This is a genomic window from Paraburkholderia gardini (assembly GCF_907164545.1).
In the GTDB taxonomy this organism is placed as follows: Bacteria; Pseudomonadota; Gammaproteobacteria; order Burkholderiales; family Burkholderiaceae; genus Paraburkholderia; species Paraburkholderia gardini.
The window spans coordinates 134,491-155,151 of sequence record NZ_CAJQZB010000004.1 but is presented as its reverse complement, the minus strand read 5'-3'; the positions used below and the strand labels follow the sequence as shown (position 1 = coordinate 155,151).

Sequence of the window (20,661 nt, the reverse complement as noted above, 5' to 3'; positions counted from 1 at the left end):
AGATCAGATCAGGTTTGCGCGGGCGAATTGCGACCCGCGCGGTCTTGGCGGCGTCGGTTGAAGCGCTGACGCATGCGGTCGAAATACAGGTAGATCACAGGCGTCGTATAAAGCGTGAGCATCTGGCTGAAGATCAATCCGCCGACAATCGCAATGCCCAGCGGCCGTCTCAACTCCGAGCCCGTGCCGTGACCGATCGCTAGCGGCAGCGCGCCCAGCGCCGCAGCAACCGTCGTCATCAGGATAGGCCTGAAACGCAGCATGCAGGCTTCGAAGATCGCGTCTTCGGTGCTTTTGCCTTCGATACGTTCGGCCTGCAACGCGAAATCGATCATCAGAATCGCGTTCTTCTTGACGATCCCGATCAGCAGGAAAATGCCGATCAGCGAGATCACGTCCAGCTCGCTATGAAAGAGGATGAGCGCAATCATCGCGCCCACGCTCGCGGACGGCAGCGTGGTGAGAATCGTCACCGGATGAATCAAGCTTTCATAAAGCATGCCGAGCACGATATAGATCGCCAGCAGCGCACCGAGAATCAGGAACGGCTCGCTGGCAAGCGAGCTCTGGAACGCCTGCGCGGTGCCCGCGAACTGGGCGGTGATATTCGCGGGCGTGCCGAGGCGTTGCTGCATCTGCGTGATGAGCGCGGTGGCCTGTCCGAGCGATACGTTCGGCGCGAGATTGAACGCGATGGTGACCGAAGGAAAGAACGAGGAATGGTTGACCGAGAGCGGCGAAGTCGACACCCGCGTGGTCGAGAACGCCCCGAGCGGCACCGCGCCCTTCCCCGATGCATGAACATATGTCGATTGCAATGTCGATGGCGATTGCAGGAGCGCGGGATTCGCCTGCATCACGACGTAATACTGGTTGAGCGACGTGTAGATGGTCGAAACCTGCGACTCGCCGAATTCGTAGTAAAGCGCGTTGTCGATCAGCTTTGGCGTGATGCCGAACCGGGCGGCCGTCATGCGGTCGTAATCGATCAGGGCCTGCAGGCCGTTGTTCTGCTGGTCGGTTGTGACATCCCTGATCTGCGGCATTTTCTGCATCGCGTGATACAGCACGGGCGCCCATTGACTCAACGCATCGACGGTATCGGCGGATAGCTGGTACTGGTACTGCGCATTGCTCTGCCGCCCGCCCACGCCGATATCCTGCGCCGCCTGCAGGAACGTCGACGCCCCCGCGATCGCGTTGAGTTCTGGACGCAGGCGGTCGACGACTTCCGTCGCGGTCACGTCCCGTTCGTTGCGCGGCTTGAGCGTGATGAACACAAACCCCACGTTGCTCGCGCCGCCGCCCGGGCCGCCCTGCCCGCCGGCGAATCCGGCCGCGTTCTCGACGGCGGGATCCTGGCGGATCACGCTTTGAATGCTCATCAGCGAGCGGTTCATCGACTGGAACGAAGCGTCCTGCGCGCCCTGAAAGCCACCGAATATCGTGCCCGTATCCTGCTGCGGGAACAACCCTTTCTGCACGATGCCCGCCAGCACGACGTTAAGTGCAAGCGTCAGCACGAGGCTGAATATCACCGTGCGTGGATGCTGGATCGCCCAGCCGAGCGTGGTCCGGTACGCCGCCAGAATATGGTTGAAGCCACGCTCGCTCCACCGGTACAGCCTGCCATGCTGCGTGTCGCTCGCGGGCTTGAGCAGGTACGCGCACATCGCGGGCGTCACGGTCAGCGAGATCACCATCGATATCGCAACGGAAGTCGCGAGCGTGAACGCGAATTCGTGAAAGAGACGCCCCGGCACGCCGCCCATGAACAAAATGGGCACGAAAACCGCGAGCAGCGAAAGACTCATCGCGATCACCGTGAACGCGACTTCCTGCGTGCCCTGGAACGCGGCACGCAGGGTCGGTACGCCCCGCTCGATCAGCCGCGTGATGTTCTCCATCACCACGATCGCGTCGTCGACCACAAAGCCGGTCGAGACGGTCAGCGCCATCAGCGACAGATTATCGAGCGTGAAACCCAGCAGATACATTACGGCGAACGTGCCGATCAGCGAAATCGCCACGGCGACACCTGGGATCAACGTCGCACCGGGGCTGCGCAGAAACACGAACACCACACCGATCACGAGCACGATCGACAGCATGAGCGTGCGTTCGACGTCGTTCACGGACGACCGGATCGTGGTGGTCGTATCGAGCATGAGCTGCAGGTGATCGCTTGCGGGCATCGACGCGCGGATCGACGGCAACGCCTGCTTGATACGATCCACCGTATCGATCACGTTCGCGTTCGGCAGCCTGAAAACAAGCAGGATGACCGACGGCTTGCCGTTGACGTAGCCCGCCGAACGCAGCGTCTGCACGGAATCGTAGACATGCGCGACGTCGCGCAGGCGCACGACCTTGCCGTTGCTCGTACTGACCACCAGCGGCGCGTAATCCTGCGCGCGGGAGATCTGGTCGTTTGCGGTAATGACCGAAGTGGTCAGATCGTCGCTGAAGCCGCCTTTCGGCCGGTTCGAGTTCTGGACCGACAGGGCCTTCGCGACGTTCTGCACGCCGATGCCATAGCTGTTGAGCTGGGCCGGGTTCAGATCGACGCGCACAGCGGGCAACGAGCTGCCCACCACCTGAACCTGCCCGACGCCCTGCAGCTGCGCGATTTTCTGCGAAATGACCGAGGACGCGAGGTCGTACAGCCGGCCCCGGTCGGCGGAATCCGAGGTCAGGCTCAGCACCGTTATCGGCGCGATCGCGGAATTGATCTTCCGGTAGGTCGGATTGGAAGGCAGGTTGGCCGGCAGGTCGGCGCGCGCGGCATTGATGGCAGCTTCGACGTCCCGTGCGGCGCCGTCGACATCGCGGCTGAGGTCGAACTGCAGCGTCACGGAGGTCACGCCCAGCGTGCTGGACGATGTCATCTGCGTCACGCCGGCGATGCGGCCGAACTGGCGTTCGAGCGGCGTCGCGATGGAAGACGCCATCACTTCCGGGCTCGCGCCCGGCAACGTGGCGGCGACGGTGATCGTCGCGAAGTCCACCTGCGGCAGCGACGCCACCGGCAGTTGCCTGAACGCGATCGCGCCGGCGATGACGATCGCCATCGCCATCAGCGTCGTCGCGACGGGCCGCTTGATGAACGGTGACGAGATGTTGATCACGTTTCGCCAGCCGTCCATGGACCGCGAGGCCGCGCGCCACGCGGCCGGAAACGCTTCGCGAGTCCGTCGAAGAAAACGTAGACGACGGGCGTCGTGTACAGCGTCAGCACCTGGCTCAGCAGCAGGCCGCCCACCATCGAAATACCGAGCGGCCGGCGCAGTTCCGCGCCGATGCCCGAGCCGAACGCGAGCGGCAGGCCGGCGAAGAGCGCGCAGAGCGTCGTCATCAGGATCGGCCGCAGGCGCAGTTGCGCCGCTTCGAACACGGCTTCGACAGGGCTCAGGCCGCGCGTGCGCTCCGCCTCGAGCGCGAAATCGACGAGCATGATGCCGTTCTTCTTCACGATACCGATCAGCAGGATGATGCCGATCACCGCGATGATGCCAAGGTCCTCGTGGAAGAGCCGCAGCGCCAGCAACGCGCCCACGCCCGCGGAAGGCAACGTCGAAAGAATCGTGACCGGGTGAATAAAACTCTCGTACAGGATGCCCAGCACGATATAGACGGCGACCAGCGCGGCGAGAATCAGCAACGCTTCGTTCGAGCCGATATCTTCATACGCTGCTGCCGTGCCCTGAAAATCCGGCTGCACGCTGGCGGGCATCTTCAGGTCGCCCTGGGCGCGCTGGATCGCCGCGACAGCCTGCCCGAGCGACGCGCCCGGCGCCACGTTGAACGAGATCGTGACAACCGGAAACTGCCCCTGATGGGTGATCGTCAAAGGCGCGGAGCGTGTCGTGAACCGGCTGATGGCGCTAAGCGGCACTGGTGTCGATTGCGACGTCGAGTTACCTGAAGTGCTGCCTGTTCCCGCGCCGCCCGATCCGCCAGCGTTACCCGTACTGTTCGAACCCGCATTCGCCCCGGACGAGGACGACGATGAACCTGAACCCGATCCACCCGATGCGCGTGACGCAAGCACGGTAGTGGGTGTTGTCGCTGCGAGGCCCTGGTTCGAAGATGCAACGAGATTCGACACCGTCCCGCTCGAACTCAACGACGTGCGGCCCGACGTGCTCTGCGCCGCAGACGTGGCGGCGGAATTCGTGCTGCCCTGAATGTAGATGCGATTGAGTTGCGCAGGATTACGCTGGAACTCCGGCAGTGCTTCGAGGATCACGTGATACTGGTTCGACTGCGTATAGAGCGTGCTCACCTGGCGTTGGCCGAACGCGTCGTACAGCGTGGAGTCGATCTGGTCCGGCGTGATGTTCAGACGCGAGGCCGTGGGCCGGTCGATGGTCAGATCGGTGCTGATGCCATTGTTCTGCTGGTCGGTCGTCACGTCGACCAGTTCGGGCAGTGTCCGCAGTTTCGCGACGAGCCGGCCGGTCCACTGGTTGAGTTCCTGCATGTCCGGGTCTTCGAGCGTGTACTGATACTGCGTACGGCTCACGCGGTCGTCCACGGTCAGGTCCTGCACCGGCTGAAGATAAAGCTGCACGCCGGGCACATCGCGCAGCCGGTCGCGCAGACGGTCGATCACTTCGCTCGCCGTCAGGCCCCGTTCGGCGACCGGCTTCAGGTTGATCTGGATTCTGCCGCTATTGAGCGTCGTGTTGATACCGTCCTGTCCGATGAACGACGACAGGCTCGCCACCGCCGGATCCTTGAGGATTTCGCTCGCCAATTGCTGCTGCTTTCGCGACATCGCGGCGAACGAGATCGACTCGGGCGCCTGCGAAATCGCCTGGATGATGCCGGTATCCTGCGGCGGAAAAAATCCCTTGGGAATCTCGATGTACTGGAAGACGGTGAGCACCAGCGTCGCGAGCACCACGAACAGCGTGGCGGTCGAATGATCGAGCACCCAGCGCAAACTGCGTCCGTACGCGGCGATCACGCGATCGAAACGTGCCTGCGTCCAGCGGTAAAAGCGGTTCTGTTCGGCGTCCGGCGTATGACGCAAAAGACGTGAACTCATCATCGGCGTCAGCGTCAGCGAAACGATGCCTGAAATAAGCACCGTGACGCTCAGCGTGACCGCGAACTCGCGGAACAGCCGTCCGACCACATCGCCCATGAACAGCAGCGGAATCAATACGGCGATCAGCGAAATGGTCAGCGAGACGATCGTGAAGCCGATCTGACGCGCGCCTTCCAGCGCGGCCTCCATCGGCTTCATCCCCTCTTCGAGAAAACGCGAGATGTTCTCGATCATCACGATCGCGTCGTCGACGACGAAACCCGTCGCGATCGTGAACGCCATCATCGTGAGATTGTTGATGCTGTAGCCGAGCGCGTGCATGACGGCGAGTGTGCCGATCAGCGAGAGCGGCACGGCAACCGTCGGAATGATCGTGGCGGCGAAGCTGCGCAGGAACAGGAACATCACCATCACGACGAGCGCGATCGTGAGCATCAGTTCGAACTGCACGTTCTTCACCGATGCGCGGATCGTCGTCGTGCGGTCGGTCAGCACGGTCACTTCCACCGCGGCAGGCAGTGTGGCTTTCAGCTTCGGCAGCAACTGCTGGATTTCATTGACGACGGCGATCGTGTTCGCGCCAGGCTGCCGCTGGATATTGACGAGTATCGCCGGCGTTTCGTTTTTCCAGGCCGCGAGTTTCGTGTTCTCGATGCCGTCCGTGATCTTCGCGACATCGGTGAGCATCACCGGCGCGCCGTTTTTATACGCGACGATGACGTCGCGAAAGCCTTTCGCCGACAGCAGCTGGTCGTTCGCGTTGATCTGGAACGCCTGCGCGGGGCCGTCGAACGTGCCCTTCGCCATGTTGACGGAGGTGCTTGTAAGCGCCGATCTCAGGTCTTCCAGGTTCAGGCCGTATGACGCGAGCGCAACCGGGTTCGCCTGGATTCGCACAGCCGGTTTGTGGCCGCCGCTGATCGTCACGAGACCGACACCGCTCAGTTGTGAAATCTTCGGTGCGAGCCGCGTATCGACCAGGTCCTCGATCGCCGGGAGCGGCAACGCGCGGGACGTCAGCGCGAGCGTGATGACCGGCGCGTCGGCCGGATTCGATTTGCTGTAGACCGGTGGCGCGGGCAGATCGGTCGGCAGGTAGCTGGCGGCGGCGTTGATCGCGGCCTGCACTTCCTGCTCGGCGACATCGATGTTCAGCGCAAGCGCGAACTGCAGCACGATGACCGAACTGCCGTCCGAACTGGTCGACGTCATCTGCGTGAGGCCCGCGACCTGGCCGAACTGGCGCTCGAGCGGCGCCGTCACCGCCGACGACATCACGTCCGGACTCGCGCCTGGATAGAACGTCTTGACCTGGATCGTCGGATAGTCGGCTTCCGGCAGCGCGGAAACCGGCAGCCCCGGCAGCGCGGCGAGGCCGATGACCAGAATGGCGATCATCAGCAGCGCAGTCGCCACCGGCCGGACGATGAAGAGTCGCGACGGGTTCATGACGTCTGGCCGGCCTTCATGTCCGCGTCTTTCGTGCCGCTGGCGCCACTGCCGCCTTCCGCCGCGGCTGTCCCGCTCGCGCCACTTGCGGCGCCCGTATCGGGCCCGTTCCCCGCTGACGTTTTCGACCCCGGCGCGGTTGCGTTCTGGACCGTGATCCGCGCCCCGTCCTGAAGCTTGTCGAAACTGGAAATCGCCACAACCGTGCCCGCATCGATTCCGCTCACGGCCGCCGCGTCGTTCTCCGTCGCCAGCTCGGTGAGGGTGTGCATCTTCACGGTATTACCCGCGACCACGTAGACGAACGCCTGCGTGCCGTTATGCTGGAGCGCCGCCGTCGGGACGAGCACGACGTTCTTCAATGTCTTCACCAGCAACCGCGCGTTGACGAACTGGTTCGGATAGAGCGTGAGCTGCGCGTTGTCGAACTGCCCGCGAAAACGCACTGTCCCGGTCGACGTATCGACCTGGTTGTCGAGCGTCAGCAGTTTGCCGGTCGTGATTTTTGTCTGCTGCGACCGGTCGAAAATATCGACGGGCAGCGACGCGCGCCGGGTGATTTCGTCGTGGACCTGCGCGAGGTTGTCCTCCGCGACGTTGAACACAACCGTGATGGGTTGCAACTGCGTGATGACGGCAATCGAAGTCGAGCTGCCCGAGAACACCACGTTGCCGGGATCGACCAGACGCAGCCCGATACGCCCGGAAATCGGCGACGTGATGTGGCAATAACCCAGCTGGACCTTCGCGTACTGAACCTGTCCTTCGTCGTTCTTCACGGTTCCGCGATCCTGCTCGACGATAAGCCGCTGATCCTCGTACTGCTGACGCGCGATCGCCTGCTGGCTGGACGCTTCCTGATAGCGCGCGAGATCCATCTCCGCCTGGGCGAGCACGGCGCGGTCGTGCTGCAACGTGCCTTCGGCCTGCTGCAGCTGCGCCGCGTAGCCACGCGGGTCGATGTCGATGAGCGGGTCGCCGCGCTGGACCATCTGGCCTTCCGTGTAGTGAACGGCTTCGACCGTGCCGTTCACCTGGCTGTAGACGTTGACAGTCGCGACGGGCGTCACCGTGCCGAGCGCCTCGACGTATACGCCCATATCGCCGGCATGCGCGGATGCCGTGCGGATCGTGACGGCTTGAGGCGCCTGCGCTTCCCCGTTGCCGCTTTTCGGCTTGCGCACCACGATCAGCACCAGGATCACAGCGAACGCGATGGCCGCGCCGATCAGCACCCAGTGGCGTTTGCGACGGGGCGGCGGTTCGCCCGGAGCACCAGGCTCGCCTCCAGGGCCGGGGCCGTTGCGCGAAGGTTCGGCTTCGTGTTCGCCGTGCGTGGGTTCATTCATGTTTTTTTTTCACCCTTTCTGGCTGAAGGCACGGATGCAACGCCGCGGGCAAAGAGCGCCGCAAAGCCATCCGCCATCCGCTCGATATCGGCAGGTTGAGTCTGATGCAGTTCGCGGTGCATGAACGCCAGCTGAAAGACGAAACCCAGCAGCAGTTCGGTCGCCATGTCGAGATCGAGTGCCGGGTCGATCATGCCCGCATCGATGTAGCGCGCAAGGCGCTCCTTGAGACTGCGCCGGACTTCCTGGCGCGTCGAGATGCGCTGGAAATCGGCCTGGAACGCACGGTCCAGCAGGACACGCGAGAAGACGATGCGGATCGTTTCAGCGCGCTCCGCGAAAACGGCCATGCCGTGATCGATCATCTCGCGCGCTTCCCGCGCGAGCGAAGTACAGAGCGGCCGCTCGAAGAACGGGTCGCGTCTCGATGCGCCCTGGCGCTTCAACACGGCCAGCAGAAGCCCTTCCTTGCCGTTGAAATAGCGCTGGATGAGGCCTTCGGAGCATCCAGCTGCCTCGGCGATGCCACGTGTCGTGGCCTTTTCGAAGCCTCGTTCCGCGAAGGCAACCGCCGCCGCCGCGATGAGTTCTTCCTCCGTGGCCTGACGATCCCGTTGTCGTGCCCTGCCCGCCGTTGGTAGCGATGATGGTTTCACAGCCTGCCCATGTGTATGTGCGTGACCACATACATCATGCTGACCCGTCGGGCTGACGTCAAGCCGAAGATAGACATCGGGGACCGATGAATCGACGGGCGTTGGGAGCGATCCGCTATCGTGCGTCGCTGGCCGCGCGCTCCTGACCTGGCGTCTTCCCGAAGCACTGCTTGTAGCAGCGCCCGAGGTGGGACGGGCTCGCGAAACCACAATGCATCGCAATATCGAACAGGGACCAGGTCGATTCCCGGATCAGCTTCTGCGCGGCTTTCAGGCGCAGTTCCAGATAGAACTGCGAGGGCCGGACGCTGAAATGCTTAAGCCACATCCTTTCGAAGGTTCGCGGCGAAATCCCGGCCAGCGAAGCGATGGTTTTCATCGGAATCGGGCGTTCGATGTTCTGTTCCATCAGCGTGATGGCGTTGACGATGCGACGGTCTTCGACACCGTATCGCCACTGGATCGCCATCTTCTGGCTTTCCTGCGCGGTGCGCATGCGCGTATGGATGAACTGGTCGGCCACCTCCCCTGCCATCTGGTGGCCGTGCTGGCGTGCGATCAGTTCGAGCATCATGTCGATGGCTGCCGTGCCGCCGCTGCAGGTCATCCGGTCGCCGTCGATACAGTAGATATCGCGGCTCACGTCGAGCGACGGAAACTCCTCGGCGAGTTCCCTGAGCGCCTCCCAGTGGATCGTGCAGCGGCGCCTGTCGAGCAGCCCGGCGCGCGCGAGGATCATGGTGCCGAGGCTGATCCCGCCGAGCGTCAGACCTGTCGCCGCATAACGCCGCAAAAAATCGAATACCTGTGCGTTCCGGTAGTCCGACACACCGATACTGGCAACGACAAAAAGATGGCTGAATTCCGGTGATGACGTAATCGCGAATTCGGGCAGAAGTGCGAAGCCAGAACTCGATGACACCGGCTCGCCGTCGACACTGATCAGATGCCAGCTGTAGAGCGGCTTGCCACTGACCCGGTTGGCCGCGCGCAGTGGCTCCGTCACCGAACTGAGCGCCATCATCGAAAAATGGGGAACCAGAAAGAAACCCATCCGCTGGGTTACCGGGTCGACGTTGTCGGTTTCTGATGGGTCCATGAGCGCATGTGCATTGAGTGCAGGAGAGCCCGTGGCATCCCGGGCGGGTCGAACGTGGTCCATCTTCGCCAGGGTATCGATGAGCCGCGTGTCGATCGACCTCACAGGTTAGACCCTGATTTCGCCAAGCACCAGATCGAGCAACGCCGCGATCGGCGCGTCATTCGAACCCAGTTCGTCGACGCGGTTCTCCAGTTCCGTCGCCAGCCGGGTGCTGCAGGCGCCTTCAGCAAAGCGCCGGAATTTCTGCCGGATCGCGGCGGCGCCAAGCGGCAGATCCGGATCGCCGAGCGCCTGGGTCGTCCCGGAGTCAAGGCAGCGGCCATCGAGCAGTTCCACACTTACCTCCGCCAGGCGTTCGCCCGGAAAACGCGCGGTGAATTCCGCCTGCTCTTCGGTACGTATCAGATGGCTCAGGCGCAGCACTTCGGCATCCTTGAGTGCGTCGCCGTGAATCGCATCGAAATCGACGACGCCATACCTGAGCGCAACCGCTACCGGAAAGAGCAGACTGTATTGCGCTTCCTCGGTCGTGGCCGGATGCGCGTGGGCGAGCCGGGTTGCGTGATGGAAGGTCCGCACCCTGACCGCGCGGATCTGCTCGCTCGAGAAACCGTGCTGCTGCCTGAGTGCCTGCGCCGCATCGATCGCCGGATGCGCCCAGCGACAGACGGGCTGCGGCTTGAAATACTGTTCCATGATGCGCCAGCGCTCGCCAAGATCGCCCCAGTATGCCTGCACTTCGGGCTGCTCGACGGTAATCGCGGGTGCGCCGGTGAATCCCTGCTGCGCCAGAAACCCCGCGCTCAAACCTGCCATGCACCCCCATCCCGAGCCATCCTTCACCATCGTCGGATGGTCGATGCAGCGCATCATCTGGCTGCGGGGCCCGTGGTATTCGGCAATGCCGAGCGCCTCGCGGGTCTGCCGCGCATCGAGCGGCAAGAGGCGTGCGACGAGCGCGGCCGCAGCCAGCGCATTCCATGCGCCCGACGTGTGATAGTCGCAGGCACTGGCATGCAGCGCCATGCCGGCGCGCGTCCCGATCTCGTAACCCAGCACGAGCGACGTGAGGAATTCCCGGCCGCTCATGTCGGGCCGCTGTTCGGCCAGCGCAAGCAATGCCGGCAGCACGGTCACGCCGACATGCCCTTTCGTTTGCGCATGGCCATCGTGGCCGTCGCAGCTATCGATGGTCATCGCGCCCGCGAGGCCGGCGCCGATCGGGCTCGCGACCCGCCCGTCGAAGAGAATGCGCGAGCGCAGCCTGCCGGCCGCGAAGAACTCGACCGCGTGATCGCCTGCGATACGCGATAACGCGGTCTGTCTGCCGGCCAGTGCAACGCCCAGCAGATCGAGCAGGCACAATCTGCCCTGCCCGGCGACGCCCTCGGGCAAATCATCGAACGTCAGTTGGTGAATGAACGCAATGGCGGGGACACCCATCAATCAGTCTCCAGTAAAAATCGGCGGGCGTTTCTGAAAGGTCGCGGCGAGCGCCTCGCGATGGTCCGCTGTCCGGTGCGCAATGCCCTGAAACGCGGCCGACAGTTCGAGCAGGCTCGGCAGGTCCATCCGCTGTCCTTCCCGGATGAGCCGCTTGGACATCCGCAACACGCCAGGCGGATTGCTGGCGATCTCCCGCGCGAGCGAAAGCGCGGCATCCATCAATGCTTCATCCGGCACGACCCGGGACACCAGTCCCCATTCGTGGGCACGCTGCGCATCGATCGGCGTGCCCGTGAAGATCATTTCACTGGCTCGCGAGAGTCCGATCACACGGGGTAGCAGCCAGGCGCCGCCGTCGCCGGGAATGATGCCAACCTTGGCGAAGCTTTCCGCGAACACCGCACTGGCGGCGGCAATACGGATATCGCACATCAAGGTCAGGTCGCAGCCGGCGCCATGCGCCGGGCCGTTCACCGCAGCGATGCACGGCACATCCAGCTCATGAAACGCTTTCGGAATGCGCTGGATGCCGCGGCGATAGTTCTCGCGAATGTGTGCCGAACTGCCCGCGAATGTGCCGACGTCGTCGCGCATGTGCTTGATGTTGCCGCCCGACGAGAACGCCGGACCGGCGCCGGTCAGCACGATCGCGCGGACGCCGTTATCGGCCTGCGCACGTTCGAGGGCGGCCACCAGTGCGTCGACGACCTCCAGCTCGGTCAGCGCGTTGCGCGTGGCCGGCCGGTTGAGGGTCAGCGCGACGACGGATTCGTCCTGCTCATACAGTACTGCGTCGCTCATCGTCAGGCTCCTGCCACCAGTTTCTGATAGACCGCTCCGGCCAGCTCGTGCCGCAACACCTTGCCGCTCGGATTGAGCGGCAGCTGGTCAACGAAGAACACTTTTTTCGGGCGCTTGTAGGGCGCGAGATCGTCGCTCGCCTTGCAGAACGCGACGACGTCCGCTTCAGTGAGCGCGGCGTCGCTGCGCACCACGAACGCGGTCACCGCCTGCCCCCACTTCGGGTCGGCGATGCCGATGACCGCGGCCTCCTGCACGCCCGGGCAGTGATACAGCACTTCCTCGACTTCGCGCGGATAGATGTTTTCGCCGCCCGACACGATCATGTCGTCGGCGCGGCCGTGAAAGTGGAAATATCCGGCTTCATCGACGCTAAAGAGGTCGCCCGTATAGAGCCAGCCGCCCCTGAATTTCTTCTCCGTTTCAACGGGATTGTTCCAGTAGCTGGCAGCGAGCTGCGGGCCTTTCACGATCAACTGGCCAACTTCCCCGGTGGCCACGCTCTCGGTGGGCGGCACCGTGCGTCCGGGATCGTTCCTGACGACACGGCACGTGCTGATCAGCGTCGGCTTGCCGCAGGAGCCGAGATACGCCAGTGCGTCGCGCGGATGCAGCAGCAGCGTCAGGCTCGCTTCGGTCATCCCGTAGCCGTTGAAGATGTTCGGGCAGAACGCCTGGATCACGCGCTGCATGGTCGCGGCGGGGATGGCCGCGCCGCCTGTCGTGATCATGCGCAGACTGCTGACATCGATGGACGCGAAATCAGGGTGGAACAACATGTCCTGGATCTGCGTGGGCACCGCGAACAGCGTCGTGATGCGATGCTCCGCGATTGCCTCGAGCGTGGCGCGCGGCTCATAGCGCGGCAGGATCACGTTCGCGGCGCCCACCATCAGGTGAGGCACGAAATACGCCTGCATGCCGCCCACGTGGTAAAGCGGCGCGATATGCAGCGCCGCGTCGGTGCTCGTCAGGCTGTATTCCATCACGCAGTTGGTCGCGATCGCGACGTCATTGCCGTGCGTGTGGATCGCACCCTTGGGCCGGCCGGTCGTGCCCGACGTGTAGACGAGTGCCGAGATGTCGTCCGGCTTCAGGCGCGGCAGTGGCGCATCGAGCGGCCCGGCGCCCTCGATCAGCGCCTCGAACGAATGATGATGTGCCGGCGCTGCGGACGCATCGGGCGGGCTGCCCGCGACACGGATGTAGACGCGCAGATCGGGCAGCGCCTGCTCGATCTTGCCGATGACGGGCAGCATCGAATCGTCGTAGATCACGGCGCGCGCACCGGCATCGCGCAGGATGAATGCCGCCTCGTTGGCCGAGAGCCGGAAATTCATCGGCACCGCGATCGCGCCAAGCAGCTGGCACGCCATGTAGGCCGTCGGCGTCGCGTCGGAGGTTTTCTGCAGGATCGCCACCCGGTCCATCTGCCGGACCCCGAGATTGAACAGCGCCTGCGCAAGGCATCTGACACGGCGGTTCCACGCCACATAGGTGAGCCGGGTGTCGCCGCAAACGAGGGCAAGGCGGTCGGGATATTTTTCGACCGTGTTTTCGAAGAGAGACGTGATCGTGAGCATGGGATGGGGCGAAGCTGTCTAGAGATTGATCCGGATGTCCGGAAGGTCGCGCCCTGCGATCAGGTATTTGGCGATCTCGGACGTACCGCCGACGATCGTCAACGCGCGGGCATCGCGATAGAGTTGCTCGGCACGGCCAAACTCCTTGGTGATGCCATCGCCGCCCAGAATCTGTACGGTTTCGTTCGCGCAGAAATTCGCGGTTTCGGTCGCGACCAGTTTTGCCATGGCGGCCTCTTTCATCAGCGCCTTGCCGTCGGCCCCTGCGTCGTACATCTTCGTCGCCCGATAGGTGAGCAGTTCCGCTGCGTCGATCCGCCAGCTCATTTGCGCGATCTTCTCCCAGATCAGCTGCTTGCAGCCAAGCGCCTGACCGAACGACTGGCGCCGCTGCGCATGCGCGGTCGCAATATCGAATGCGCTGCGTGCGACGCCGAGCCCCGAACCGCCGAGGATGGCCCGTTCGAAATTGAACATGCCGCGCATGATGCGAAAGCCGCCGCCCTGCTCGCCGAGCAGATGGTCCGCGGGCACGCGGCAGTCGCTAAATTCGACTTCACCCACGATGCAGCCGCGCCGGCCCATGAAGGTGTAATTGCGCGGAAAGCGGATGCCGGCCGCGGTAGCCGGCACCGCGACCGCCGTCATGCCGGCCTGCGACGGGTCCGTGCCGGTCGCGATGCCATAGACGATGTAGACGTCGGCAACCGACGCGTTCGAGATATATCGCTTGAAACCGTTGATGACCCACTCATTGGTCCTTGCGTCAAAATCGATCCGCGTTTCCATGCCGGCGGAATCGCTGCCGACGTTGGCTTCGGTCACGCAGATCGCGCCGATCGCTGTCCCGTCGAGAATCGGCGCCAGATAGGCGTCGCGCAACCGCTCGCTGGCATGGCGATGCAGCGGATAGGCGCAGCTCAACGCGGTCCCGATGGTGGTTTCGAACGCGTAGTTGAGGTATGCCGCTTCCTCGGAAAGGATCGTTGCGTGGGTGAGCCCCGGGCTCGTCAGCGTGCCCCGATACAGATCGGGGAACATCAGCCGGAGATAGCCGGCCTCCCCCAGCGCGCGGACGACATGCTTCACGGCCGACCAGTCCTGCCGGTCTTCGATATCGGCCGCCCGTGGCGCGAGTTCGCGCTGCAGGAATTCCCGGACTTCGCTCCGGAACGCGCGGTCGGCGTCATCAAGAAGAAAATCTCGCATCGTCGTGCCTCAATCCGGATTAAAGGTAAAGTCGCGCTTCGCCGTGTCCTGGCGCAATGCAAACGCGCGTGCGTCCCGCACGGTCGGCAACAGGAACCGCGCCCGACGAACCGATTCATAGTCGAGCTCGCCGATGACGAGCCCTTCTTCAGTCTCCGGGCCGAGCGCGACAGTCTTGCCGAACGGATCGAGAATGCGCGAGCCGCCCCAGAAGGTCATCATCCCTTCGGTGCCGACGCGGTTTGCCATGACGATGCCCACGCCGTACGTCATCGCGTAGAAACGCAGGTTGACGTCCCAGCCGGCAGGATTGTCGAAACCTTCGCCCACCGCCTCGCGGGCCGAGCTGATCGGCGCCGCGATCAACGTGACGCCATCGCAGGCGAGCGCATGCACAAGCGCCGGATTCCACAGATCCGCGCAGATCGGCGTCGCCATCCGCCAGCGCTCATTGAACGGGAAACTCCCGAGCGTCGTGCCGGCCGCGTAGTAAAGTCCGTCCCTCAGCTTGCCGTAGGTCGCCAGTTGCGCCTTGCGGTGAATATGGACAACCTCGCCATTCGAGACGCTCGCCTGGCTGTTATAGAACTGCCCGCCAGGTGCTTCCTCGATGAACCCGAACACCGTATGCAGATCGGTGCTGGCCTGCGCAAGCGTCGCGATCACGGAATCATCGGGGCTCATCGCGAGCCTCAGGGCGTCCTTGCCCGCGCTGTGCCCGCACAGCGAGAGCTCGGGGAAAACGAGAAGCCGTACGCCGTTCGCCCGCGCCTGCTCCATGTGCCCAAGGTGCTTCGCCAGGTTTGCACCGACATCGCCGTAGGCGCCGTCGATCTGGGCGGCGGCCACCTTGATCAGGTTGTGCCGCGGATCGTTGCCGGCCATCGAATTCATCTCTCTTCTCTCGCGTTGCGTGAATGGGCGCCCTGACCGTGCATCAGATCAGCCCGGACTGTTTCAGGAATTCGTGCGCGACATCGGTGAAGGACTTCTTCGACACGTCGACGCTCGCATTCAGCCGGGCCATCGTCGGCGCATCGAGCTTCGCCGAGAGCGAATTCAGGATCGGCCCGAGCGACGGGTTGGCATCGAGCGTGGCCTTGCGGATAACCGGTGTGAGCGCATAGGCCGGGAAGTAGCCCTTGTCGTCCTTGAGCAGCACGAAGTGGAAGGCCGGCACGCGGCCATCGGTGGCGAACACCAGCGCGAGGTCGACCTGGCGGTCTTTCAACGCCTGATAGGTCAGCCCCGAATCCATCCGCTTGACCTCATCCTGGCTGAACTCGAAGCCGTACATCTTCTCGAGCGGATGCAGGCCATCGGGGCGCGCATAGAACTCCGAGTTGCATGCGAACGTGAGCGTCTTGCCACCCTTGAGCGCTTTGGCGAGATCGCTGATCGTCACGATGCCGAGCTTCTTCGCTTCATCCTCGTTCATCGCGAACGCGTAGACATTGTTGGCGCGCGACGGGTTCAGCCACACGAGACCCTTCGCCGCATCCAGCTCCTTGACCTTTTTATAGGTGTCTTCGGGGCTGAGACGGTCGTTGATCTTGTTGTAGGTGATCAGCGACGTGCCGGTGTACTCCCAGTAGATATCGACCTGGCCGTTTTCCTGGGCCTGCCGCAATACCGCGCTGCCCATGCCGTCCTTCTTGGTCACCGTGAAGCCCTTGGCTTCCAGCAGTTGCGTGGTCATCTCCGCCATCAACTGCTGCTCGGTGAAGTTCTTGCCACCGACAATGACCGTCGCGGCCGATGAAGGGATGATCCAGCAGGCTGCAATCAGTACGCAGATCAGCGCGAACGCGCGCGCAAACAATGAATTTTTCATGGTCTCCTCGATGGATAGATACAACTGGCAGGGGGTTCAGCTTCTGGAAGTGACGCCGCGCGAGACGAGCCTGCGCTGCATCTGCCCGACAAATGCATCGGTCAGGATCGCCAGCAGGGCGGTCGGGATAGCACCGGCGAGCAGCATGGTGAAATCGTTGAGGTCGATGCCGGTGAAGATCAGTTCACCGAGACCGCCGCCACCGATCAGGAAGGCGAGCGGCGCCGTCCCGACGGTGATCGCGAGCGCCGTGCGGATGCCCGCGAATATCACGTACAGCGCGTTGGGCAACTCGACGCGCAAGAGGATCTGTAGCGGCGTCATGCCCATTCCGGTGGCCGCCTCGATCAGCGAACGCGGCACGGCGCGCAGGCCCTCGTAGGTATTCAGGGCGATCGGCAGCAACGTCGCCACCCACAGCCCGAAAATCGCGGGAATCGAGCCGATACCCAGCGCGCTCATCGCCAGCGCGAGCAGGGCGAGCTTCGGGATCGCCTGCCCGACGTTCAATGTCTGCATGACGACCGCCGCACCGTGCCGCTGTGAGGGCCGGCTCATATAGATGCCGACCGGTACCGCGACGACGATCGCGAGGACACCGGCGATCGCGACCATCGTCATCATCTGGACCGACTGGTACACCATGTCGCTACGATACTGGGCGACGCCGGAGAACCAGCTATCGGCGCGGGCGCCCATCGACACCCCGGCGAGCAGCAGGCCGGTCGCGGCGCTGACACACCTTGCCGCGCGGATACGTGGTTCGGGTTTCATGCCTGCTCTCCGGCCGGTACGCGCAACAGTTCGACGATATGCGCCTGGCTGACATAGCCGACAAACCGGCCGTCGTCGTCGACCGCGGGCAGCCGCGATGCGCCGCTCGCGAACATCGCCGAGACCACCGAGCGCAGATCGTCTGCCGGATTGGTCGTTCCCTGAACCGGGGTGGCGTGGGCCACGCTCAGCGCACCATCGACCGCCTGTAGCTGGGCGACGGTCAGATAGCCCTGCGGCCTGTCGGCCCCGTCGACGAGCACGATCTGGTCGACGCCGTGCTCGGCCATGAGCGCCTGCGCGCGGGCACTGCTCTCGCCGACGCGCACGAGGCATTCGCATTCCGACAGCGCATCTTTCGCGCGGACCAGACGCAGGCGCTTGAGCGCACGGTCCGTCCCGACGAAGCCCGCGATGAACGGCGTCGCGGGGCGCGCGAGGATGTTATCCGGCGTATCGAACTGCTCGAGCCGGCCGGCGCGGAAAATCGCGATCCGGTCGGCCATCTTCACCGCCTCATCGATGTCGTGACTGACAAAGACGATGGTCTTCCTGACCTGCTTCTGGATCCTGAGGAACTCGTCCTGGATCAGCTCCCGGTTGATCGGATCGATCGCACCGAACGGCTCGTCCATCAGCATGACGGGCGGATCGGTCGCCAGCGCCCGGGCTACGCCGACACGCTGTGCCTGGCCACCCGACAGATCCTTCGGGTAGCGGGTGAGGTAAATGGCCGGATCGAGTGCGACGATCTCGAGCAGTTCCGCCGCCCGCCGGCGCGCCTTCGCCTTGTCCCAGCCCAGCAGCTGCGGCACCACGCAGATGTTTTCCTCGACGGTCATGTTGGGAAACAGGCCGATCTGCTGGATCACGTAGCCGATGCGGCGGCGCAACGCCACCACGTCGAATTCATCGGTGTCCTTGCCTTCGAGAAATATCTTGCCGGAAGTGGGCTGGACCAGACGATTGATCATCTTGAGCGTCGTCGTCTTGCCGCATCCTGACGGGCCCAGCAGTACGCAGATTTCTCCGGCACCCACTTCCATGTTGATGCCGTCGACCACCGGACCGCTCGCGCCGTCGTAGCGCTTCGTAACGTTGGATAGCTTGATCATGATTAATGCGCCTGTCGTGGTTGTTTGCGAATCCCCGTCAACACGCCCAGTCGCAGCGCGAAACTGGCCGTACGCGAGGGACTGCGCAATCCCTTTGGTGTCAGGAACCGTTGAACCCAGCCGAGGCCGAAGTCTGCCGCGATGGCGAGCAGGCTGACCAGAATGGCGCCCGCGATCAACTGGCGTGGATCCGATTGGGAGATGCCGCGACTGATGAGCTTGCCCAGACCGCCGGCCCCGATGTAGGCCGCAATCGCCGCGACCCCGACATTGATGACCACCGCCATGCGCACGCCAGCCATGATGATGGGCAGCGCGATCGGGAGTTCAACCTTGCGCAGCCGCTCGCCTGTCTTCATCCCCATCCCTCTCGCGGCTTCGCGCAGGGCCGGGTCGATATTGGTAATCGCGGTATAGGTATTGCGGACGATCGGCAGTTGCGAGTAGAGGAACAGCGCGATGACCGTCGGCAGGAAACCGATACCCTGGCCGATCACGGAGAGCACCGGAATCATGATGCCGAACAGGGCGACGGACGGAATCGTCATGATGATCGACGCGACGTACAGCACGATTTTCGCGACGCGCTCGTTGATGGTGATCGCGATGCCGAGCGGCACGCCGGTGAGGATCGCGAAGCCGACACCCACGCCGACGATCTCGATATGCTCGACGGTCATCCTGCCGATGCTGGCCAGGTTGTCCCAGATGAAAGCAAGGGTTTCCACAATGTCTCCTGGACTCTGAAAGAGCCATTTTCTCGTGTGTGCTGCTTTGGTGACAGGATAGGGGCGGAGTGGGCACCGCCTTTAACATGGGATCGACATTGTTTGTCACAAAAGCGGCGTGTCGCGGCTGTGATAAATTTTTATCCTTGTAAATCAATGCGATATAGGGTTACCACCGATGTCTCAAGAAGACGCTTCCAGCTTTGCCGCGCGCTGCGCGGGTGGCTCCGTTCTGTAACGATCCTCAGGCTTGCAGCCCGGATGCGAGTTGTTTTGAGCAGAGCAGAATTGAAGTGAAGGAAAGCGTCACACGATCACGCCGCTCTCGTCATGCCGCGACGGGCGCTCACGCTGAGCAACGCTTGAATGGCAAGGACCGCGGTCACGGTCATGGTGAACAGATAGATGCCGAGGGGGCCGACCCACTTCATCACCAGCGATGCGATGATCGGTCCGGCACTCCCCCCGAGCGCGAAAGTCAGCAGCAGGCCGGCACTAACGGCGACGCGGTGGGTCGATGGAACCCGGTCGTTGGCGTGCGCGATGGACAGGCCGTAGACGGTAAAGATCAGGCTGACGTAGAGGTACGCTACAGGTTGAAGTGCCCCGTCGCCATGGAACAGCAAGAGTGTCGCGCTGCTCAGGGTCAGCAACAACGAAACGGCCAGGATGACCCACCTCCGGTCGACGCGGTCAGACAGCCAGGCCACCGGCCATTGCGGCAGGAGCGCTGCGATCAGGGCGGTACCCATGAAATGGGACACCGCCGGCACCGGATAACCGGCGTTACGCATGTACACCGGATACAGCGAGTAGAACACGCTGCTCAGCAAGCCGGCCGCAACGCACCCGCACAGACCCAGCGGCGCCAGTCGACAGAGCGCGCGCACGCCGTCCAGCCCGGGACCGGGTCTCGACGCCGGCGTGCTGTCGTGTGCGTGCGCGGAGGCTTCGGTGGCAAGGCTGCGAGCGAGGGTCACGGGCACCAGGGATGCCGCGAACAGGCAGCCCACGAGACTGAAAAGCTCGAAGCCGTAGGGATCGGTCATGCTGACCAGAAATTGTCCGGCACCCACGCAGAGATAGGTAGTGATCAGATACACGGAAAAGACCCGCGCCCGCCGCGCGTTGCGCGCCACGCCATTCAGCCAGCTTTCCATTACCGTGAAAATGCCGACCAGGCAAAAGCCCGTCATGAACCGCAGACACCCCCAGATGAGCGGCTGGGTGGAAACAGCATATCCGAGCGCCGTGCAGGTCGCGACAGCGGCGAAGATTGCAAATGCGCGGTGATGGCCAATCCGTGCGATGAGTGATCCGCCACGCCAGGCGCCAAGCATGAAGCCGGCGTAATACGCGGCCTGAACGCATCCAACGGTCATCGAAGGAAAGTTTGCATGAACCATGCGCAGCGCGATCAGCGTGCCGAGCAGGCCGTTCCCCATGACCAGCAGGGCAAATCCGAGCAGCAGGCTGGAAATGGCTGACACCACACCGGGCGCCGGGGCTCCCGTGCGTACGTCACTGGCGCGGGCATTCGCCCGTGTCCCGCACGGCAG

General features: G+C 63.4%; 15 protein-coding genes. All 15 read right to left on the bottom strand.

All coding sequences use genetic code 11. The annotated features are described in order from the left end of the window. Nucleotides 1-8: 8 nt before the first annotated feature. The 15 genes from LPA37_RS05190 to LPA37_RS05120 all read right to left on the bottom strand — a co-directional run bounded on the left by LPA37_RS05190 (nucleotide 9) and on the right by LPA37_RS05120 (nucleotide 20,592). Complete coding sequence (locus tag LPA37_RS05190; protein ID WP_229011967.1) at nucleotides 9-3,125, bottom strand: efflux RND transporter permease subunit; 3,117 nt, start codon at nucleotides 3,123-3,125, stop codon at nucleotides 9-11. Further along, nucleotides 3,125-6,505, bottom strand: a complete 3,381-nt coding sequence (locus tag LPA37_RS05185; RefSeq protein ID WP_229011892.1) for an efflux RND transporter permease subunit — start codon at nucleotides 6,503-6,505, stop codon at nucleotides 3,125-3,127. The genes LPA37_RS05190 and LPA37_RS05185 overlap by 1 nt, the downstream gene beginning before the upstream one ends. After that, on the bottom strand, nucleotides 6,502-7,854 hold the full coding sequence (locus LPA37_RS05180; protein ID WP_229011890.1) for an efflux RND transporter periplasmic adaptor subunit: 1,353 nt from the start codon (nucleotides 7,852-7,854) through the stop codon (nucleotides 6,502-6,504). The genes LPA37_RS05185 and LPA37_RS05180 overlap by 4 nt, the downstream gene beginning before the upstream one ends. Continuing rightward, a complete protein-coding gene (locus tag LPA37_RS05175; protein WP_229011888.1) occupies nucleotides 7,851-8,510 on the bottom strand; it encodes a TetR/AcrR family transcriptional regulator in 660 nt (219 codons plus the stop codon). The genes LPA37_RS05180 and LPA37_RS05175 overlap by 4 nt, the downstream gene beginning before the upstream one ends. Before the next feature lie 115 nt (nucleotides 8,511-8,625). Next, nucleotides 8,626-9,609 (bottom strand): GlxA family transcriptional regulator, encoded by a 984-nt coding sequence (locus LPA37_RS05170; protein WP_228983096.1) that lies wholly within the window; start codon nucleotides 9,607-9,609, stop codon nucleotides 8,626-8,628. A gap of 108 nt (nucleotides 9,610-9,717) precedes the next feature. Next, nucleotides 9,718-11,055 carry an MmgE/PrpD family protein gene (locus tag LPA37_RS05165; protein WP_229011886.1) on the bottom strand — a complete coding sequence of 446 codons (1,338 nt, stop codon included), beginning with the start codon at nucleotides 11,053-11,055 and terminating at the stop codon, nucleotides 9,718-9,720. A 3-nt stretch (nucleotides 11,056-11,058) separates the two neighbouring features. Next, nucleotides 11,059-11,859 carry a crotonase/enoyl-CoA hydratase family protein gene (locus LPA37_RS05160; RefSeq protein WP_229011884.1) on the bottom strand — a complete coding sequence of 267 codons (801 nt, stop codon included), beginning with the start codon at nucleotides 11,857-11,859 and terminating at the stop codon, nucleotides 11,059-11,061. Between the two features lie 2 nt (nucleotides 11,860-11,861). After that, nucleotides 11,862-13,442 (bottom strand): class I adenylate-forming enzyme family protein, encoded by a 1,581-nt coding sequence (locus LPA37_RS05155; protein ID WP_229011882.1) that lies wholly within the window; start codon nucleotides 13,440-13,442, stop codon nucleotides 11,862-11,864. 18 nt (nucleotides 13,443-13,460) lie between these two features. Then, the gene (locus tag LPA37_RS05150) at nucleotides 13,461-14,651 is read right to left on the bottom strand and encodes an acyl-CoA dehydrogenase family protein (RefSeq protein ID WP_228983103.1); all 1,191 of its coding nucleotides are present in this window, start codon (nucleotides 14,649-14,651) and stop codon (nucleotides 13,461-13,463) included. Between the two features lie 9 nt (nucleotides 14,652-14,660). Continuing rightward, on the bottom strand, nucleotides 14,661-15,545 hold the full coding sequence (locus tag LPA37_RS05145) for a nitrilase-related carbon-nitrogen hydrolase (protein ID WP_229011880.1): 885 nt from the start codon (nucleotides 15,543-15,545) through the stop codon (nucleotides 14,661-14,663). A gap of 43 nt (nucleotides 15,546-15,588) precedes the next feature. Continuing rightward, complete coding sequence (locus LPA37_RS05140; protein WP_228983111.1) at nucleotides 15,589-16,485, bottom strand: glycine betaine ABC transporter substrate-binding protein; 897 nt, start codon at nucleotides 16,483-16,485, stop codon at nucleotides 15,589-15,591. A gap of 36 nt (nucleotides 16,486-16,521) precedes the next feature. Further along, on the bottom strand, nucleotides 16,522-17,259 hold the full coding sequence (locus tag LPA37_RS05135; RefSeq protein WP_228983115.1) for an ABC transporter permease: 738 nt from the start codon (nucleotides 17,257-17,259) through the stop codon (nucleotides 16,522-16,524). Beyond that, nucleotides 17,256-18,374 (bottom strand): ABC transporter ATP-binding protein, encoded by a 1,119-nt coding sequence (locus LPA37_RS05130; RefSeq protein WP_229011878.1) that lies wholly within the window; start codon nucleotides 18,372-18,374, stop codon nucleotides 17,256-17,258. Before LPA37_RS05130 ends, LPA37_RS05135 begins: the two co-directional genes overlap by 4 nt. A gap of 2 nt (nucleotides 18,375-18,376) precedes the next feature. Beyond that, complete coding sequence (locus tag LPA37_RS05125; protein ID WP_228983122.1) at nucleotides 18,377-19,102, bottom strand: ABC transporter permease; 726 nt, start codon at nucleotides 19,100-19,102, stop codon at nucleotides 18,377-18,379. Nucleotides 19,103-19,416: 314 nt separating this feature from the next. Then, complete coding sequence (locus LPA37_RS05120; protein WP_229011874.1) at nucleotides 19,417-20,592, bottom strand: MFS transporter; 1,176 nt, start codon at nucleotides 20,590-20,592, stop codon at nucleotides 19,417-19,419. Nucleotides 20,593-20,661: the final 69 nt, after the last annotated feature.

Bases quoted from the DNA above. Each gene is read 5' to 3' on its own strand.
- LPA37_RS05135 (WP_228983115.1), bottom strand. From the start codon at position 17,259: ATGAAACCCGAACCACGTATCCGCGCGGCAAGGTGTGTCAGCGCCGCG.
- LPA37_RS05150 (WP_228983103.1), bottom strand. From the start codon at position 14,651: ATGCGAGATTTTCTTCTTGATGACGCCGACCGCGCGTTCCGGAGCGAA.
- LPA37_RS05170 (WP_228983096.1), bottom strand. From the start codon at position 9,609: ATGGACCCATCAGAAACCGACAACGTCGACCCGGTAACCCAGCGGATG.
- LPA37_RS05180 (WP_229011890.1), bottom strand. From the start codon at position 7,854: ATGAATGAACCCACGCACGGCGAACACGAAGCCGAACCTTCGCGCAAC.
- LPA37_RS05185 (WP_229011892.1), bottom strand. From the start codon at position 6,505: ATGAACCCGTCGCGACTCTTCATCGTCCGGCCGGTGGCGACTGCGCTG.
- LPA37_RS05145 (WP_229011880.1), bottom strand. From the start codon at position 15,545: ATGAATTCGATGGCCGGCAACGATCCGCGGCACAACCTGATCAAGGTG.
- LPA37_RS05160 (WP_229011884.1), bottom strand. From the start codon at position 11,859: ATGAGCGACGCAGTACTGTATGAGCAGGACGAATCCGTCGTCGCGCTG.
- LPA37_RS05165 (WP_229011886.1), bottom strand. From the start codon at position 11,055: ATGGGTGTCCCCGCCATTGCGTTCATTCACCAACTGACGTTCGATGAT.
- LPA37_RS05155 (WP_229011882.1), bottom strand. From the start codon at position 13,442: ATGCTCACGATCACGTCTCTCTTCGAAAACACGGTCGAAAAATATCCC.
- LPA37_RS05140 (WP_228983111.1), bottom strand. From the start codon at position 16,485: ATGAAAAATTCATTGTTTGCGCGCGCGTTCGCGCTGATCTGCGTACTG.
- LPA37_RS05130 (WP_229011878.1), bottom strand. From the start codon at position 18,374: ATGATCAAGCTATCCAACGTTACGAAGCGCTACGACGGCGCGAGCGGT.